The sequence below is a fragment of the Paenibacillus massiliensis subsp. panacisoli DSM 21345 genome (assembly GCF_000426545.1).
Lineage (GTDB): Bacteria > Bacillota > Bacilli > Paenibacillales > Paenibacillaceae > Paenibacillus > Paenibacillus panacisoli.
Genome location: NZ_KE384534.1, coordinates 404,519 through 422,779 on the forward strand (window position 1 = coordinate 404,519; position 18,261 = coordinate 422,779).

The following is an 18,261-nucleotide window of genomic DNA, read 5'->3' on the forward strand; positions in this document are numbered from 1 at the left end:
AGAGGGGAAGAGAGCATGAAGCTGATATCATGGAATGTCAATGGCTTGCGAGCCTGTGTGAATAAAGGATTCCTGGATTATTATCAAGAAATGAAAGCAGATATATTCTGCGTGCAGGAGACGAAGCTGCAGGAAGGCCAGATTGAACTGGACCTCGGAGAGGATGTCTATCAATATTGGAACTATGCGTTTAAGAAGGGCTATTCCGGTACGGCCATATTCACTCGGATGAAACCACTGAGTGTTCGTTATGGCATGGAGGAAGACAGCGAGCCGGAGGGACGAATGATTACACTGGAATTCGGGGCATTTTACCTAATAAACGTCTATACGCCCAATGCCAAACGTGATCTTACACGTCTGCCTTACCGACTGGAGTGGGAGGATCGCTTTCTAGCCTATGTGTTAGGGTTGGAGCAGCTGAAGCCGGTTATTATTTGCGGGGACCTTAATGTGGCTCACCAGGAGATGGATTTGAAGAATCCCAAGCCCAACATGGGTAACTCGGGGTTCACACTGGAGGAACGGGGCAAGATGACAGAGCTGCTTGCCGCCGGATATCTGGACAGCTACCGTCATCTGTATCCAGATCGCACAGACGTCTACAGCTGGTGGTCCTACATGCCGAAGGTTCGTGAACGCAATGTTGGCTGGCGTATCGACTATTTCCTCGTATCGAACAAGCTGGAGCAGGCTATACAGGAGGCGCAGATTGACTGTCATGTCATGGGCAGTGATCACTGTCCTGTCAGCTTGCAGCTACAGTTGCCGACACCTTGAGCAAGAGCTACCCACCAAGTGTCCCCGATCCAGTGTCTTCAAGTGCTTCTGATTAGCTGAATGACACTGCTCATGGCTGAGTTTTGGTCAATCTGTGAAAATTAAAAAAGCCGCCTGTTCAATTTGAACATGGTGGCTTAAAATGTTACAATGATGAATGCTCTGTTCGTTCGGAAAAGATCAGTATTTTTGATCCAATCTGGTTAATAAACAGTGTAACTTTTAGTTTAAGTATGTAAGTGTATCTACACTTTACTATTATACTACAATTTCAATATTAGTACAATCCCTGATTTTCATAACTATGAAAGCTTGGTTAAGAACGCCTTCCATTCGCATTTGCACCAGGTTGCTGACCTTTGCCAATAACCCTGGTCATAGCAGCAGTGCGCTGAACACAAACTAAGGGGGAGATTCATAGATGAGTACCGAACAAGAGTGGAAAACAGAACAGGAACGAGTCGATTCCGTCACTTCACTCATTCACAAGCAGATCCGCAAGCTGGAGGCCGAAACTGGGGACGTACGCGGAGATGTCATTACGATGCGGAAGGAATTCTGGGATGAAGTAACGATCAACCTGTCCGAGTCTGACGATGTAGGGGAGACCTCCACCAGTATGCGTCAGCAATCACAGGTACTGGCTGAGCGTGAGCATCGGCATAAGCTGTCCTTCGAGACGCTGGCCAGGCTTCGCAAGCTAGAGCAGAGCCCGTACTTCGGACGTATTGATTTTGCGGAGGAAGGTCAAGGGACGGATAAAATATATCTGGGCATCGCTTCCTTGCTCGATGAGGATGAGCTGAGCTTCCTGATTTACGACTGGCGTGCGCCCATCTCAAATCTTTATTATGACAGTATGCCAGGCCCTGCGGAGTACAAGACACCTTCCGGCAACATTTCCGGGGAAATAACACTCAAGCGGCAGTTCGTCATTCGAGATGGTGACATCAAGTTCATGTTCGACACCGGGGTTACGATTGGAGATGAGCTGCTGCAGGCGGTGCTGAGTCGGAGCTCGGATGCCCAGATGAAGAGCATTGTCGCCACGATTCAAAAGGAGCAGAACCGTATTATTCGTGATGATCGCACACGGCTGCTGATCGTACAGGGTGCTGCTGGCAGTGGGAAAACGTCTGCGGCACTCCAGCGGGTGGCATACCTCTTGTACAAATACAGGGAGCGGTTAAGCGCAGATCAGGTCGTGCTGTTCTCCCCGAATCCGATGTTCAACAGCTACGTCTCCACAGTTCTGCCCGAGCTCGGCGAAGAGAATATGCAGCAGGCCACCTTCCAGGAATATCTGGAACGGCGACTAGGCAGGGAGTTCCAACTAGAAGACCCGTTTGAGCAGCTCGAATATGTGCTCTCTGCTACAGAGACACCCGATTATAGGGTCCGAATTGCTGGCATGCAGTATAAATCCTCCGAGGCCTTCCTCCAGGTCATTCGTGCCTATCGAAGCCGACTGGAGAAGCAGGGAATGATCTTCAAGCCTGTTCGCTTCCAGGGACGGGATATCATCTCAGCGGATATGATTCATCACCAATTCTATAGCTTCGATCCATCGGTCCGCCTGGCCAATCGGCTGGAGCAGCTGCGTGAGTGGATGTTGAAGGAGTTGTCGCGTTTTGGCAAGGAGGAGACAGCGGCTTCGTGGGTCGATGATCAGATCGAGTTGCTGGATAAGGACGAATATCAGCGTGCGTATAATCGCCTCCTTCGCAAGAAGAAAGGAAATCTGGCAGGAAGCTTTGACGACTTCGACATGGAGCGTGACATTCTGGCCAAAATGGTGGTCAGCAATCGCTTGAAGCCACTCCGCAAGTGGATCAAAATGCTGCGGTTCGTGGACATCAAGAAGTTGTACAGCGAGCTGTTCTTGAACGAGGAGCTCTATCGTGAGCTGGCAGAGGACAGCGAATTGCCTCCATATTGGCAGGACATCTGCCGAATTACGCTTGACCGCATCCGCAAGGGAGAGCTGGCCTATGAGGATGCCACACCTTATCTCTATCTGCACGAAATTATGCTGGGCTTCCGCTCCAATAGCCATATTCATCATGTCTTCATAGATGAGGCGCAGGATTATTCCGCGTTCCAGCTGGCCTTCATCAAGCAGCTATTTCCACGGGCCAAAATGACGGCGCTCGGTGATTTTAATCAAGCGATCTATGCTCATTCCTCGGTGCTTCAGGATGCTGGCCCTCTCCGCACCCTGTACGGACCGGAGCAGACAGAGCTGATCTCGCTAACCCGCAGCTACCGCTCGACGCAGGAGATTATTGAATTCACCAGGGGGATGGTGCCGGGCGGCGAGCAGATCGTACCGTTCAACCGAAGTGGAGAGAAGCCGAGGGTGTACATGACTGGCAATCAGACGGAGCATGATGCAGCGATTGTCTCGGATATTCAGCAGCTGCTGGAGGACGGCTATGAGTCCATTGCTGTGATCTGCAAGACAGCAGAGGAGAGCCTGTCTGCATACCAGAGACTGGAGCAGGAGCTGGCAGCAAGACATCTGGATGCCAAGCCGAAGTTGATCAAGAAGACTACACCAGCCTTCGAGAAGGGCATTCATGTCATACCTGCCTATCTCGCCAAGGGCGTGGAGTTCGACGGTGTGCTCATCTATAATGCTTCTCAGGCGCAGTATACACACGAGCATGAACGCAAGCTTTTTTACACCGCCTGTACCCGAGCAATGCATTCACTCCACTTGTATTCGCTCGGTGATCCGAGCCGATTCATCACCGAGCAGGCTGCAAGTACCTATGAGCAAGCGAATGTGAATGTGTAACTGACACCTAAGGCGTGGCTGATGGCTATACAGCAGATCTAAGGTAACAGGTAGCCAAGGACATGAGTGCCTTGCAGCGTGTGGTGGGTAGGATCGGTGAGATCAATGTCATGTGGGAGGGGCGGATATTCCGCTCCTCTTATTCATTTAGAAGCCCTCTGTATCTGCCAGAACGATGCCATTCGTTGAAAATACCTCCTATTCGCTCAAAGGCCTGATGAATAATGCTCATCAGTTCATTAATGATGTCTGGAGTATGCTTCAGGTGTGTCGTAATATTGTCCTTGCTGTATTTCTTAAGAAGCATCACATATGCCGAATCGTGAATGACCTGCTCCAGCACTAGATAGATGGCATCCTCCGCCTGAATGGTGCGTCGTTCCTGAATGAGGACCCCACGCTCATGTAATTGCAGTCGGTAGCAAGTGGGCTCAACGATAATGTGTGGTACGAGATCAGGATAATGCTTCTCGTCGAATAATGCCTCTACCATCTTGTAGAGGTTGTCTTGAGGCAGGTCGGTGCACTGGAGATGGGTCATAATCTGATCAATCAATTGTTGTGTGTTATAGAAGGACATGAGATAGTCTCCTTTCCGTTGTAGGGCAGTCATTGCACGGACATTGCACAGACATTGTATGGACACTGTACGGACACTGCATAGATATCGCACGGACATCGCACGGACATTGTATGGACATCATCCTGATATAATCTTATCATTCTTTACTCGATAACTCAGCGGATACATGAGCTAATACAATTCATACAGATAAAGTGTAAGCTAATATATCGTACAGATGACAGCGTATTCGATGAATGCACAGTTTTGTACGCCTTTTTTGGTGGATCGAACAGTCGAGATAAAGATGATTTACATATCTATGCCACAGGATTATAATACGAAACATATATTTTTTGCAGGTTGATTCTACGGGTCGAATGGAATAGCTTGTATTATTGCTTATGGAGGTCATGTGTAATGAATCAATTTCAACGTCCGCCACTTGCGGATTGTGTACCGGAGCTGGTGGCTACAGCCAGGGGGGATAAGCCTGCATCTCTGGTCATTCGGGATGGAACGCTCGTAAATGTGACCTCTGGCGAGATCATTCCAAATATGTCGGTTGCTATTCAGGGCAGTCGAATTGCCTATGTAGGTGCCAATGTAGAGCATACGATCGGTGCGGAGACCGTAATTATTGAAGCGAATGGTCGTTATATTGCCCCAGGACTGCTGGATGGGCACTGTCATATTGAGAGCACTCAGCTCACCGTTACCGAGTTCGCCAAAGCGGTGCTGCCGCTGGGAGTTACAGGCGGCTTCTTCGATGCACACGAGATTTCCAATGTATTGGGACTGCCAGGACTTCGGCTCATGCTGGAGGATGCACGGACTACGCCTATGGCAGCCTACATGCAGGTAGCCTCATGTGTCCCTTCGACGAGTGCGGAGCTTGAGACCTCAGGAGCTGCTTTTGGTCCTGCAGAAGTAGCAGAAGCACTGACCTGGGGACCGGATATGATCGGTCTTGGTGAGGTGATGAATTTCCCGGGTGTCGTGTATGGGGATGAGACGATGATCGGCGAAATTCAGGCGACATTGCGTGCAGGCAAGGTTGCAGATGGACATTTCACATGGGCCTCGGATGATTGGCGGCTTCCGGTATATGCTGCAAGTGGTGTCTCGGGGGATCACGAATGCGTCACGCCCGAGGATGTAGCCAAGCGCATTCGACTTGGTATGTACGCTAAGATGAGACAGGGGTCGGCCTGGCATGATGTTGCCGAGACGATCCGTGCCTGTACGGAGATGGGGCTGGATACACGGCGCATGATGCTGGTAACGGATGATCGCAGCGCGGAATCGCTCTTGCATGAAGGGCAGATGGATTATGTCGTGCGTCATGCCATTGCGCAAGGAGTGAAGCCCATTACAGCATTCCAAATGGCTACGCTTAATACGGCTGAGCGCTTCGGGGTGGCTCGGGATATCGGCTCGGTGACACCGGGTTCGATTGCAGATATTATTTTGCTGGACGGTCGATTGGCTGATGTACAAGTGAGCGCTACGATTGCTGCTGGTCAGCTGGTAGCCGAGCATGGTCATATGATCGCGGACTGGGGCAGCTTCCGCTATCCTGATGAGGTGAAGAACACCGTGCGGCTGAAGGCGGAGTTCACCCCGGATCGCCTCACCATTCAGGCCCCGTGCCCGGACGGAGCAGCGGAGGTACGTGTCATCCAGGTGACGGAGAATCACGTAGAGACGAAGGAAGTGCAACGCAAGGTCGCTGTAAGTAATGGTGTGGTCACCGCTGATCTGACCAGTGATCTGTGCAAGATTGCAGTATTCGAACGACATAAGGGGACGGGCGCAGGCTCGGTAGCGTTGGTGACGGGTGTTGGCTTCACGATTCCAGCCGCGATTGCCATGACCGTAGCGCATGATAGCCATAACCTGCTCGTAATCGGAAATGATGATGAACTGATGGCCAAGGCCGCAAATCAAGTCATTGAGCTGCAAGGTGGAGCAGTAGTGTGTACGAATGAAGATGCTACAATATTCCCGTTGCCAATCGCAGGTCTGATGTCCGATGCCCCATTTGCCGAGGTGGCCCATCAGTCGGAGAGCATCAGTCTCGCGCTCCAGCAAGCAGGCTGTAAGCTTAATAATGCATTTATGACCCTGTCGTTGCTCGCTTTGGTAGTGATTCCCGAGATCCGCCTGTCCGATCAAGGGCTCGTTGTCATCGGTGTCGACGGTATCCGCAAGGTGTCCATGTTCATTGGACATGAGCTGGATAGTTAATTCATTTACAAGCGAGTGTTAGTATATGGACGGCATGTGTATGGGGAGTCATACGGTTGACTATGTAGTCTAGGCTGAAGTACGTAATATAAGTTAGAGTATGTAGTGTAGTTGCTGAGAAGGACACCCGGATCTTCAAAGAGAAGGGTGCCTTCTTTTTTTGTGGGCATTGGAATAAAAGAACTACAAGCACTTCGCAAATTCCACATTTTAGGTTATCATGAACAAGGATTAGCTAGTGATATGAGGTTGAATGCTACATTCGGATGGTACAGGGCCCAATAGCTCTTGAATGATACATGGTATGTCCATAAAGTAGAGTAATAATTACATAGGTTAGCTAGTATCTTGAACGAATATGATTTCAGCTTGCTGTTCAACAGCTATTCAGCATAGATCGAAGAATAACAAGCTTAACAGCGGTCAACAGGCTCCCCGCTTGCAGCGGCTCTACATTATAGTTGATCTGGTCAAGCAACTAATTCATTACATTAAATATTATTGGGGGGCATAAGCATGAATAGCTTGAAAGAAACGAATAGCCTAGAAGATACGATATATCAAATGATTCAAAAGCAAGTAGATACCTGGGAGCAGCAGCTCTTGGACGATATTTATGTGTTGTCGTTCTACATTGAATGTGAGGATGATGATCCTAGACAGCCGCGGCTGGTGTTCGGCTATAACACAGAATCTCAGGTACAGAATAGCCTGTCCGATGCATCGGACCCTGCTGAAGCCAGATGGAATTATGCATTTTGGCTGCAAAATGAGGAGATTGTCATTGGCGATAGCTACGACGATGAGGCGTCCGAGACGCTACCGTTGAGAGATCAATGGGTCAAGTCTCTGCCATCATATTATACGGATGAATTGGAAGCAGCAGATTTTAACCAGGCTATGGAGCTGGGTAACCAGATTGTAGCGAATTTCTATGAGCTGGTGAAGGGTGTCATTCAAAGACTGCACGATCAGGGAGACGTACAACGTGTGTTCGGTCGTATCGTCCCATTGCTCATTCATGAGCTGGAATATAATGACGAGATCGCTGAGATGAATACGGCCATTAACCCTGTGGGTAGTGTGAGGGAATTCGTAGCATGGATTGATTCGATGTAAGGTGAGCGTGTTAAATAGTCATTTAGCCATAAAGGCAAAACGTATTACAGAAAAGAAGGGAGCAAGCGATGAAGCAGAAGCTTATTTTGTTTTTTGCTACAGGGGTCCCCTATGGACTGTGTATGGGATTGTTCATGAGAGTATACAGCGACTCATGGCTTGTATCCTCACTGATCTTTGGCGTGGTCTTCGGGCTGTTCATGACAGGGATTGCCTCACTAATCCAGTGGATTAACCTGAAGCGGTTGGGCTATGAGAAGGGGAAGATCCAAGTCCGAAATACCATCGAGCTCGAAGTTGAGGGAACGAAGCAGGAGATCTTCGAGACCTGTATATCTTCATTACGTATGCTCACCCGTACCAAGCTCAAGGAGCATAACCTGGTAAGGGGTACGATTGTCGCAACAACTGGCGTAAATTGGCTCACCTGGGGCGAGGTTGTATCCTTTCAAATGGAGTCGGTGGATGAGCAACGGTGGAGAATTGAAATTGATAGCAGACCCGCACTTCGAACTACAGTGATTGATTACGGAAAGAGTAGAGAGAATGTGTCCCAAATACTAGGGTATTTTAGAGTCTCCAAGCTTTCATTCCAGGTAGTTCGAGATGAGAATGCCATATCTTAGAATTGACCCAGCCACTTAGCCACACAATCTAATAAGCTCAATTTGTAGAAAAGGAAATCGGCGCAGATGAACACTTGTCCAACATGTGATACTACAGAGCTGAAGCAAGCCCATTCTTTCCTAAGCAGACTTATTCTCTCCAGTTACGTTATTTTAGTGGGGTGGGCCTTTAGCGGGGATGTAGGTATTGGCGTAATCATGGCTATCCTTCCAATCATTATTCCCTATCCGTATATCTGTCAACAATGTAATCGGATAGAGTTAGGCCTTGCACCGCAGTGCAGTGTTACTGGGGTGATCGGTGTGAACGACCCATTAAGCAAGATGCTAATTGCATGGGGACCATCCATGCTGGTCATCGCTCTACTGATTAATAGGTTCCCTTATACTGGCCTTGGTAGAATTGTATATCTGCCCACGATTTTATTCACGAATACGGCTCTGATCGGGGCTACTCTGTACATGACTCGCAAGCGGAACCTGTTAATCAAGCTTGTATTGTGGATCGCTTGTACTCTGTTGACTGTATGGCTATCCATTGCATGGTATCCACAGGAATATCTTCCACCAGTCATTGAGCAGTTACGAGGGACTGAGATGAAATGAAGAAGCCTGCAAGGAGGAGAACAGCAGCATGGACAGCCAGCCCGGCAGTAGTGTGACATATACCGAGCAGCATATGGAGCTGGTTCGGCAGGGGCTACGGGCTATACGTGAGTATTGGCAGGGTGCCAATACTGTGGAGAAGCGAAGCCTGCTCTTTTGCCTGGACCGATATCTTGATCCATACTTTGGCTATGAGCTGTCCTTCAAGGAGGAGTTAATACAGCTACTGGAGCGGGAGCTATTCGGCTGCAACGTGCAGATTGTGAAGGAGGATATTCTTCAGCTGCTGAGCGAATACGCGTCTGACAGACTCGATTATCTGGCGGAGCATTTGATGGATATGGATCCTGAGCTACTTCCAGATGCGATTTATGCGCTAGGGCTTACCTTTAATGCGGCTTACCTTCCGATCGTGACCAGGTTTGAGCAGCATGAACAGCCTGTAGTTCGAGCAGCAGCGACACAGGCACTGATTGAATTGGGTAGGAAGCAGGAGTAAAGCGATATATGGCTGTACAACAAAGACGCGCAGTGAGCCCTGACTACAGGACATCGCTGCGCGTTCATTCGTTTGGGTCTATCGGACAATTCTAACCTTATCGCTCGATGGGCCTCGTGTTCTGGATACGTGCATGGGGTGACGTCGTTCGATGTGATGCATAGCTATGTAAAATCATACCGATGACCACCAGCATCATGCCGAACCAGGCTACTGGAGACGGAAGAGGAAGCGACAGGAACAACAGTTCACCAGCCAAGGCAAACAGCACCTCCATAGATTGGGTAGCTTCGACGGAGGCTAGTTTGCGAAGATCTCCGCGCACCAGATCTGTTGCTTTGAAGAACAGAACCGTAGCAATCACCCCGGAAAATAGAGCAACCAGCAGCGCCTGAAGGCTCTGCTCCCTACTGGGCAATCCTGCGGTGGCAAGACCATACAAGGATAGTAGCAGCCAGAAGGGCAGACTGGCGATGGTCATGCCTAGTACCCGCTGGGTGGTATCCAGTCGCCCCCCGCAGAGCTCCATCATTTTACGATTGCCTAGTGGATAGGCGACCGAGGCGAGCAGCACAGGAATGACACCTAGCAGCAGACTTTTCGGTGATATTCCTTGCGCGTGCTCAACCTGCATCAGAACAATGCCCAGAAGAATTACGAGAGACAAGGCAAGGCCTTTAACGGGAATTTTCCCGCGGTGTTGAACAGGGCCGTTACTGGTTAGGATGGTCTCGACAAATAACGGTGCGAGCAAAGTACCAGATATAATCGTCATCTGCCATGTACCCGCAATCAGCCATCCCGGCGAATAGGCCGAAGCAAGGCACAAGGGGGCGTAGAAGAAGCCGAAGCCGACCGTGCTCCATAGTATCCAGCTACCGGGGTTTTTCTTCATTTCTGCTAAAAGAGGACGAAGTCTGTGTCTGAACAGCACCAGGCACAGGAGAAGTGGAAGCATAAACAGATATCTCAACGAAGCGCTCCACACCCAGCTTCCACCTGACTGCTGCATGGATGAATTGAGTACAAAAGTGAAGGCGAAAAAGAAAGACGCAGCTATACCAATAACAATCGGCTTCACATCCATGTCACCTCAGCTCGGATGGCTCAGTCAGGAGCTTTCCGAGACTCAGCCAATTGTCTTCAACGAGACGAGCAACGCGGTCGTATTCCTTAAGCCTGCATGCATCCATGATTTGAAGATGCTGCTCTACCGATTGCAAGCCATTCAAGGTATTAAATTGTGATATTTCCAACCGCTGAATCTTGGGTATGCTACGTTCCAGTGCCAATATAATCTCAGGATTTGCTGCGACATCCAGAAAGACCTTATGAAAGCTCGTATCTGCCTCTACAGCTTGAATTGCATTACCTCGTTCAATGGCATGCTGTAATGAGGCATTGCACTCCTCCAAAGCCTGAATATCTGCGGGCTCTAGTAGAGGAGCTGCAAGTCTGGCCGCCAAAGCGTGTAAGACAGCGACAACGGTAAAAGCGTGCTCAGCCTCCTTCACATGTAATGGAGCAACAAAAGTAGATGACCCCGGAAGCGATCCCACCAGACCTTCATCCTCCAGCTTCTTGAGCGCTTCTCGGACAGGGGTGCGGCTAATTCCGAATTTCTCAGCTAAGTCCTTGTCACTGAGCCGCTCTTCAGGCTGTAGTTCCAGTGTAATGATGGACCTTCTTAACGTGTGATAGACTTCATCACGCAACGACATACGTTGAATGGGCTTAATGATATGTTTATCCATAAAACCAATATATCAGATATCGGTTTTACCAGCAATGAAATCTAAGCAACTCATTCACCAATTTCTTCGTCTACATATAACATCACAGAACTAGGTCATTTTGTTCAGAATGAATGGTATTCATTTGATATAAAAGTAAAAATTTATACAAAATATATAGTTCTAATTTCCTATCAATATGATAAAGGGCCTGAATTTAATGTAATTCACTCTCCATTTTTCGATTATGATGAAAGTAATTTCCATAACATCAATCGACATACTTCTATGGGAATTGACAAGCATTACTTACATCAAATTATCAAATTACGGGAGGCTTTTGCCATGACTACATTAGACAACGGGTTCCTGACACCGGAGGAAGTAGCACAATCATTATTATTTTCAGAGGTTCAGCGAGGTCTCATCGGGGATACGATCCATCTGGTTGCGGCAAATCTGGAGCTCACCAAGGAATACTTCAAGGATATGAATGTTCACTACATCATTCATGCGGACACAATCCATTTGCGCGAGAATTTAGTAGTTCCAGGTAGAAATATCACTATGAATGCTCGCATTATCTGGTCAGATTGCCCAATAACCATTGATACTTCTTATACAAGCAGACCTGTAGAGGACTACGAAAACAATCCGGCAAGATCGGGCACAGCAAAGGAAGAGAAAGGCATGAATGGGGAGCACGGGGCCAACGGTAAAGACGGAGGTCATGGGAGCACAGGTGGACATATTGTATTGGTAGCCGAGCGCTATGAGCTGGGAGGAGAACTCAAGCTGATTGCCAGTGGCGGTCCAGGTGGGCGTGGACAAGATGGCGGCCAGGGGGCAGTAGGAACAGAAGGAGTGGAAGGAAGGGATATCGAGTTCAATCCCAAGCGGCGTTATCTTTTTGGTGCTGCTCCCGGAAAAAATGGTGGGAATGGCGGCAACGGTGGAAATGCGGGGAGATCCGGTAACGGAGGTAATGGTGGCGATATATTTGTGGGCTATGTGAAATCAGCCTCGGAGCACCTGATTATACTGGACAGTGCAGCGGGGCAGCCTGGAGCGGAAGCAGAGCCAGGTAAGGGCAATTCAGGGGGAAAGGGAGGAATAGGTGCTCATGAATTAGAGTTTGTTGTTTTCCCACCAACTTTTGTGCAGAGTGATAAACGTGGCGACAACGGGGCGGATGGCACAGATGGCCAAGATGGGGCGCGAGCTGTTCCCGCTGTACCAGGCAAGGCAGGCCAACTGGCAAAGATATTGATCAAGCATGCTCAATTCCATGGCTCGCCCATCGAGCATGTCTCTATACAGGAAGAATTTATTACATTCTATCAGAACGGGATGCTGTGTGCCTCATTAGAGCAACAAATGCTGACACTTCACAAGGCTAGCGTAGCTTATATGGCCGGCAGTAAAGATACTTTGAATGAAGCTGCTGTCCTGCTGGAATGGCTGATCAACACCTTGCCGGATGAGGAATGGTTCGACAAGATGCGAGCAAGCCAGGTGCAGACCACAGCATTCATGAAGCTATTTCTCACTAGTTCGGTTCAGTGGCTGGCATTGCGCAGTAAAGCGATTATTCTCCTCGCACAATTAGGTGATGGACTGGATTACTTCGGAAACCCATGGAACTGGACGCCCTTAATGCCTTTGAAAGAATATCAGCAGCGCGGAAGCGATCTGATTACAGCGGCGAAGCAGGCTGAGGATCTCTATATCGAGTATATGCAGGCACAAAATAGTCAACACAACCGAGAGGGTGCGCTGACGAAGGCACTGACAATTTCAGCCGACAAGGTTGTTTCAATGGACAAGGAGCGGGCTAAGTCTATAGCGGATCGATCAGAGCTCAAAAACGACATTGACAGCATGCTGGGAAATTTGTTTGAGAAGGAAAAGACATTAGAGACAACCGCAGGTGAGTTCGTGGAGGCATTAAGAAATCAACTGGCGCTTGATTCACTGAAGGCTACCTTCAATCTGGTCGTCAATGGAGTGGCTCTTGTCACTAGCGTAACGCCTGTTATGACCGCAGTGCGCACGGGGGGAGCCATATATTCAGCTGTAAGTAGCTGCTTCGAGTCCAAGGCAAGCGTAGCGATTCGCAATCATAGCAAAGATCCGGAGCAGGTTGAGAAGGAGAAGAAGAAACAAGAAGAGGCCTTAAACAAATCCATCAATATTGTGAAAAAAGGATTTTCCTCTATATATGGTCTATATCAGAGCGGTAGGGAGCTGCGCGATATCGGCGAGCAGATGGGACAAGCCCAAGATAAATTCGGTTATCGTGCCTCCATGTTCAAGATGACTCGAAAGGAATTCGAAAGCATGCTGGAGCCTGTATACAAAAAGGTTCCCGCGGAGAAAGTGGAGAGTTATCGCAATGCCTTCTATGATTATTTGAAAGTGGTGGAGGGCTATCAAGAAAAGGTGCAGAGCTACGGTGCCAAGTTCCTTGAGGAAGAAAAGCTGCTGGCAGATGCCACACGCCTGCGTGCTGAGGATGAGCGTCTTCGTCAGGCTCTGGGTGATCAAGTGGACCCATCGCTACCTTTGTTCCATACGTACATCTTCAGCATGTACAATGATGCCAAGCAGAGCCTGATTGACTTCTTATATCAGGAATATCAGGCGTTCCGTTACATGGTGCTGGGTCATGATCTATTCCCACAGATTCGTGGCAGCCACGTAGCCGAATTAAGCCAGATTCATGCGACGATTACGAATAAAATCATAGATGCAGTGAATCACTCAGAGACGCCAATCCAGACGTATCGCAATATTACCGTGATCTTCAATGAAGCTACTTATCCGGAGCAGTTCCGAGCGCTGCGTGAGCATAGACAGGCGTTCTTCGCCCTGTCCCTGGACAATAAGATTGTGAGGGAGAAAATTGCGGGGAAAGCACATATGACGGCTAGTCAATGCCAGGTTCAGCTGCCGGGTGCGAGGCTTGAATCTGGCAATGTTCATGTGAGATTCACTCACATGGGTTCTTCTACCTTCCTGGACCCGCAGGGAGAGCGATTTGATTTTGTGCATAAGAAAAGCCAGGGTTTTTATGAATATCAGGTCTCAATTACTCCAGCAGTTCCACAAGGTGTGACGGAAAAAATCGAGAGCTATTCGGGAGGCAGTGCAGGAGATGGCCTCGGCCGAATCATGCCGGGATTGTTAGCTTTGTGGTCCATAGAAATACCACTGGAGGACTTGAACAATGATCCGTTGAATAGAGGGGTAGACCTCAAGGATGTGAATAAGATCGTAATGACGTTTGACGGCACCGCTGTAGCTTATACAGGCCGCAAGTCAGTCAAGAGCAATAGTAAGCTTGAAGAATTATCGCTGAAAGGCAAGGCGATACCGGTAGTCGAGGATCATGAAATGTACGTGGCGGGTGCTGCAGCATCTCCTGAATATAAGGTGTCGGAAGCTATCATTATTGAATTGTAGATCTCATAATTGCGATTGCAAGACCTATGATTGTGATTGCAAGATCTATGATTGCGATATTAGCATTGATGACAAGAAGAAAAGCTCAGCGGTTGCGCTGAGCTTCTTCATGTCCAATCGTAAAGACTGGGCAGGGGGTAATACATAGACACCTTGTCGTTTATGGACGTACAGGGTAATAATCTCCATTCAGGCAGATGATGAAATTCTGCGCAATGAAGGGCTGCATGTTGTTATGGGGCTGCGACCCACCGACTGCCCCTAAGGTCATGGGAGACATCTGGGCAGCAGGAGTAGAGTTATACAAAAGCGGCTGCGGCAAAGTAGGAGCAGGCTTGGGAGCTTGCGCCCAGTAGCTGTCTGTTGGGCTGTTCTGATTACCATTCACAGCTACTGCTTGAGCAGTATGGGTATGATTAGGTGTCTGAGATAAGACCAGCGTAACCTGTGCTGACCCTGTCTTGGCCCCTATGATATGATGCGTAAGACCAACGCCTTGACCCTGGTGCAGGACTGCGGAGCCCATGAGATTAGGAAGCGCAAATGTAGTTTTTCCGTCTCCTCCATATTGGAAGCCAATGATGGAATAGAGAGCGGTATAATCGGTAATCTTGAGCAATTGACCATTGCACAGAGCCCAGTCGCGGGGTGCATAATTGCCAGAGAAAATTCGAATCTCGCCAGTAAATGCGTCAGCCATGTACGTACCTCCTTATAATTACTTCAACCTCTTGAGGGGTAGATCCCTGTAGTAGCAATAGCGTAGACCAGTACGAGATAAGGCTGCATATTATCGTGGGCGGATGAGCTCCCCGATTCTTTGATGCTTCCAACGGCCATTTGTGTAGCATTTCCCCCGGTTGTGCCTGCAGTTGTCTCATTCTGACTGAAGGAATCTGCTACAGCGGACCAGGTATTTCCATTGGGAGAAGCCACTTTTGGAGCTTCAGGGCTTGAGAATACCTGATGTGTATGCTGTGGAATCTCATTAACGGTCAGTGTGTGCGAAGCCTCTCCCTGAGAAGTACCGAGAGGAATGCTGGTGGATACATGAATAGGCGTGCGTCCACGATAATCAGGGAGCGCAAAAGTTGTTCGGCCGTCACCTCCATACACATTGGAGAGAATGGAGTATAGTGCTTGGTTCATATTAATTTGAAGAATTTGACCTTCACAAGCGGCCCATCCCTTGGGGATGGCATTGTAGGGAAACAGTCTAATTTCGCCTAGGAACGGCTCCATAGTATGACCTCCTAATAAAAGTGGTTAAGTCTGTTGGAACTCATTTTTCCACTGATGAACTATTGTAAAATCGTTGTTAAAGGAATTTAAAAAAGAACTGTCTAGAATTGAGATGGATATATACCCTCTAAGCAGATGATGAACGAGATAGCAGTAGATGGCATCATGTTATCATGGGGCTGGTTGCCACCGACGCTACTAACGGTACTAGCATTCATATTGACCGTAGCCGTCGGGGTCCCTGAAAAATAAATTTTACGAGGGGAATCTCCCCATAATGCATTCTCTGGACTGTCCAACTTGTCTGTCGCACCTGTCCAAGCGTTAGCGATATGAGTATGTGCTGGAAGGTTAGATGCATTCAAAGTAGCAGTCTCACTGCCTGCTTTTTGTCCTATTATATAGGTCTGACTACGGTGCACGGCTACTCTGCCCTGCAGATCAGGAAGCGCAAAATTGGTCTGCCCATCTCCACCATAAGTGGTACCAATCAGACTAAATAATGCTTCATTCGCACTAATCAGAAGCAACTGACCGTTGCATAATGCCCATCCCTCTGGAGCAAAGTCGCCCGCAAACAGGCGGATTTCACCCAAGTATCCTTCACCCATCTAACACACACCCTTCTTCATCAATGTTTGGATTGGTCGTTGTTGTTGTGTAGGTGGCTCCACTCCAAGATGTGGTGCAACCCGGAGCTGCTCACATGCCGAAAGCCTAATCTATGATACAGCCGCGCTGCGCTGCTCATAGGAAGCACACTCAGTTGAATAGCTGCTTCTGCTCTGCGGGCGTGCTCTTGCAGCTTCTGAATCAAGCTAGAGCCAATTCCTTGATTACGATACTCCGGAAGCAGCGAGATATCGATAAGTAACCACCGATTACCGTGACAGCTGGTATACAGCTGACCGACAGGAACTTGCTGCTGCTGTACAATCTCCCGAAGTGCACTCGGGTAAGCCGCCGTATAGGACATGGTCTGTGCCCTCCATTGCATGCTAAGGAATGCTTGCTTCTCCTGCTCTCCCCATCCCCAGCTCAACAATTCATCTTGACGCGTTGAGGAGTAGAGTTGAAACAGAAAGAGTTCATCGTCGGGCTTGGCAGTAACAGTAGTGATCATATAGAGTCCTCCTATCAGGCTGACTGTCAACGGAAAGGTTACTATATGATGTTTATATCAGAATATGTTGGTAATTGTCATTAAGAATTTGGAAATTTACCTCGAATTACGAAGAGTTGAAGTTATTTTCATCTATTAATGTAAAATAATATACAACATACATAGGTCTTTAGTCCCTTATCGAAGGAAAAATGAACCAAATTTCGTGTTACGCATGACTGATTTTCCTTTATACTGAGAGTGATTTCCATATCCAGCATTTGGTCTACTTCTCAGGGAAATTACATAGTTGTATGAAGCAGATTCAATGAAAGAGGAGGGTGAAAGCGATTGTTTGTAAAAGAAAGAAAGGTGTAAGAAGTGTCATCCGGGCTACGCTAGCCATTGTCCTGCTAATTCACTCCTTGGGCCTGTTCGCATGGGCGCCAAAGGCGAGTGCTTCAACATGGGTTAACGCGAAACAGGTCCCGAACAGCTTTCAAACGCTGACGGAATATGGTGGAGGCACGTGGATGTCCTTGGGGTATTTCCTGGATTATCATCTCTCCACAGATACGACAACGTGGACTGAATATAATCTGGGTATAGCGCTTGAACCGAAGAATCTCAAGTACTTGAATTCGACCTGGTATCTTACGGGCTCGAAAGGCGTACTCAGAACGACGACTCCTCAAAATTCCTCATCATGGGCACCTGTTCATGCCTCATTGAATAATACGCTGATTCAGGACATGGTCTATAATCCTGCTGAGGACCGTTACGTTATGGTAGGAGGAGACAGAGTATACTCTTACATCGGCAATGCAGCGCCTGCGGTGGTATTTACAGGGAGTAACGGCTTGGATTTTTACAGGCTAGCGTATGGTGATGGTGTGTATGTAGCCACGACCTATACGGAGTATCAGCCAAGCCGAATCTATCGGTCTGTTGATGCAGTGAATTGGAACCTGGTCTATACTGCACCATCAGATCAGGTGATTACGGACATAGTCTACGGCAACAACAGGTTCGTAGCTGTAGGAGACAAAGGGAAATCCTATGTCTCCAGTGACGGTGTGGTATGGACTCAGAATAATGCTGTGAGTAACACACTAGCGTTGAATTCAGTCATTTTTGTCGCAGGACAGTTCTACACGGCAGGTCAGCTTGAAAAAGTGGCAGTATCCACGGATGGGCTAACTTGGCAGGAAAATCCAGGCAACAGTGGAATCATGGCTGATTATGCAGACATTGCTGTGGTAGGCGGAAAAGCGGTAGCCGTGGGTTACACACAGGATTTCACGACAGGTATTATCAATACGACGACCTTGGCAGCCGTACCTATTGTGAACAGCGTGAGTGTTACTCCAGGCACAGCAAGTGTGGTGCAAGGATCGAGCGAGCAGCTGACCGCGACGGTTGACGTAAGCGGTGGAGCAGCCGACACCGTGACGTGGAGCAGCAGTGACCTGACGGG

At 48.5% G+C, this 18,261-nt stretch carries 16 protein-coding genes; 9 read left to right on the top strand and 7 right to left on the bottom strand.

Annotated features, from left to right (window positions below):
• Positions 1 to 15: 15 nt before the first annotated feature.
• Positions 16 to 780 (top strand): exodeoxyribonuclease III, encoded by a 765-nt coding sequence (locus tag K331_RS0124320; RefSeq protein ID WP_028592286.1) that lies wholly within the window; start codon positions 16 to 18, stop codon positions 778 to 780.
• Positions 781 to 1,201: 421 nt separating this feature from the next.
• Complete coding sequence (gene helD / locus K331_RS0124325; RefSeq protein WP_028592287.1) at positions 1,202 to 3,580, top strand: RNA polymerase recycling motor HelD; 2,379 nt, start codon at positions 1,202 to 1,204, stop codon at positions 3,578 to 3,580.
• Between the two features lie 139 nt (positions 3,581 to 3,719).
• On the opposite strand, the gene K331_RS0124330 is transcribed toward helD, so the two are convergent.
• Entirely contained in the window at positions 3,720 to 4,160 is a 441-nt protein-coding gene (locus K331_RS0124330; protein WP_028592288.1) for an Imm63 family immunity protein, read from the bottom strand.
• Positions 4,161 to 4,562: 402 nt separating this feature from the next.
• Here K331_RS0124330 and ade point away from each other — a divergent pair, with 402 nt between their 5' ends.
• From ade to K331_RS31195, 5 genes are all read left to right on the top strand, one after another.
• On the top strand, positions 4,563 to 6,392 hold the full coding sequence (gene ade, locus K331_RS0124335) for an adenine deaminase (RefSeq protein WP_028592289.1): 1,830 nt from the start codon (positions 4,563 to 4,565) through the stop codon (positions 6,390 to 6,392).
• Between the two features lie 516 nt (positions 6,393 to 6,908).
• The gene (locus K331_RS0124340; RefSeq protein WP_036635711.1) at positions 6,909 to 7,511 is read left to right on the top strand and encodes a hypothetical protein; all 603 of its coding nucleotides are present in this window, start codon (positions 6,909 to 6,911) and stop codon (positions 7,509 to 7,511) included.
• Positions 7,512 to 7,579: 68 nt separating this feature from the next.
• Entirely contained in the window at positions 7,580 to 8,137 is a 558-nt protein-coding gene (locus tag K331_RS0124345) for a hypothetical protein (protein WP_028592291.1), read from the top strand.
• 66 nt (positions 8,138 to 8,203) lie between these two features.
• Positions 8,204 to 8,743: a hypothetical protein gene (locus K331_RS31190; RefSeq protein WP_028592292.1), complete on the top strand. Its 540-nt coding sequence runs from the start codon at positions 8,204 to 8,206 to the stop codon at positions 8,741 to 8,743.
• Between the two features lie 28 nt (positions 8,744 to 8,771).
• Positions 8,772 to 9,242 carry a HEAT repeat domain-containing protein gene (locus K331_RS31195; RefSeq protein ID WP_051290004.1) on the top strand — a complete coding sequence of 157 codons (471 nt, stop codon included), beginning with the start codon at positions 8,772 to 8,774 and terminating at the stop codon, positions 9,240 to 9,242.
• A gap of 97 nt (positions 9,243 to 9,339) precedes the next feature.
• On the opposite strand, the gene K331_RS0124360 is transcribed toward K331_RS31195, so the two are convergent.
• Together K331_RS0124360 and K331_RS0124365 are read right to left on the bottom strand one after the other, a co-directional pair.
• Positions 9,340 to 10,323, bottom strand: a complete 984-nt coding sequence (locus tag K331_RS0124360) for a DMT family transporter (RefSeq protein WP_028592293.1) — start codon at positions 10,321 to 10,323, stop codon at positions 9,340 to 9,342.
• Positions 10,324 to 10,330: 7 nt separating this feature from the next.
• Positions 10,331 to 10,996 (bottom strand): GntR family transcriptional regulator, encoded by a 666-nt coding sequence (locus K331_RS0124365; protein ID WP_028592294.1) that lies wholly within the window; start codon positions 10,994 to 10,996, stop codon positions 10,331 to 10,333.
• Between the two features lie 324 nt (positions 10,997 to 11,320).
• Between K331_RS0124365 and K331_RS0124370 the strand changes: the two genes are divergently transcribed.
• Positions 11,321 to 14,440, top strand: a complete 3,120-nt coding sequence (locus tag K331_RS0124370; RefSeq protein ID WP_028592295.1) for a hypothetical protein — start codon at positions 11,321 to 11,323, stop codon at positions 14,438 to 14,440.
• 160 nt (positions 14,441 to 14,600) lie between these two features.
• On the opposite strand, the gene K331_RS0124375 is transcribed toward K331_RS0124370, so the two are convergent.
• The 4 genes from K331_RS0124375 to K331_RS30430 all read right to left on the bottom strand — a co-directional run bounded on the left by K331_RS0124375 (position 14,601) and on the right by K331_RS30430 (position 16,805).
• Entirely contained in the window at positions 14,601 to 15,140 is a 540-nt protein-coding gene (locus K331_RS0124375; RefSeq protein ID WP_028592296.1) for a phage tail protein, read from the bottom strand.
• Between the two features lie 23 nt (positions 15,141 to 15,163).
• Positions 15,164 to 15,682, bottom strand: coding sequence for a phage tail protein (locus K331_RS0124380; RefSeq protein ID WP_028592297.1), 519 nt, complete (start codon positions 15,680 to 15,682; stop codon positions 15,164 to 15,166).
• A 101-nt stretch (positions 15,683 to 15,783) separates the two neighbouring features.
• The gene (locus K331_RS0124385) at positions 15,784 to 16,293 is read right to left on the bottom strand and encodes a phage tail protein (protein WP_028592298.1); all 510 of its coding nucleotides are present in this window, start codon (positions 16,291 to 16,293) and stop codon (positions 15,784 to 15,786) included.
• A gap of 20 nt (positions 16,294 to 16,313) precedes the next feature.
• Positions 16,314 to 16,805 carry a GNAT family N-acetyltransferase gene (locus K331_RS30430; RefSeq protein ID WP_051290005.1) on the bottom strand — a complete coding sequence of 164 codons (492 nt, stop codon included), beginning with the start codon at positions 16,803 to 16,805 and terminating at the stop codon, positions 16,314 to 16,316.
• Positions 16,806 to 17,125: 320 nt separating this feature from the next.
• Between K331_RS30430 and K331_RS30435 the strand changes: the two genes are divergently transcribed.
• Positions 17,126 to 18,261: Ig-like domain-containing protein (locus K331_RS30435; protein WP_036635714.1), on the top strand; the 1,136-nt coding region annotated here is incomplete at its 3' end.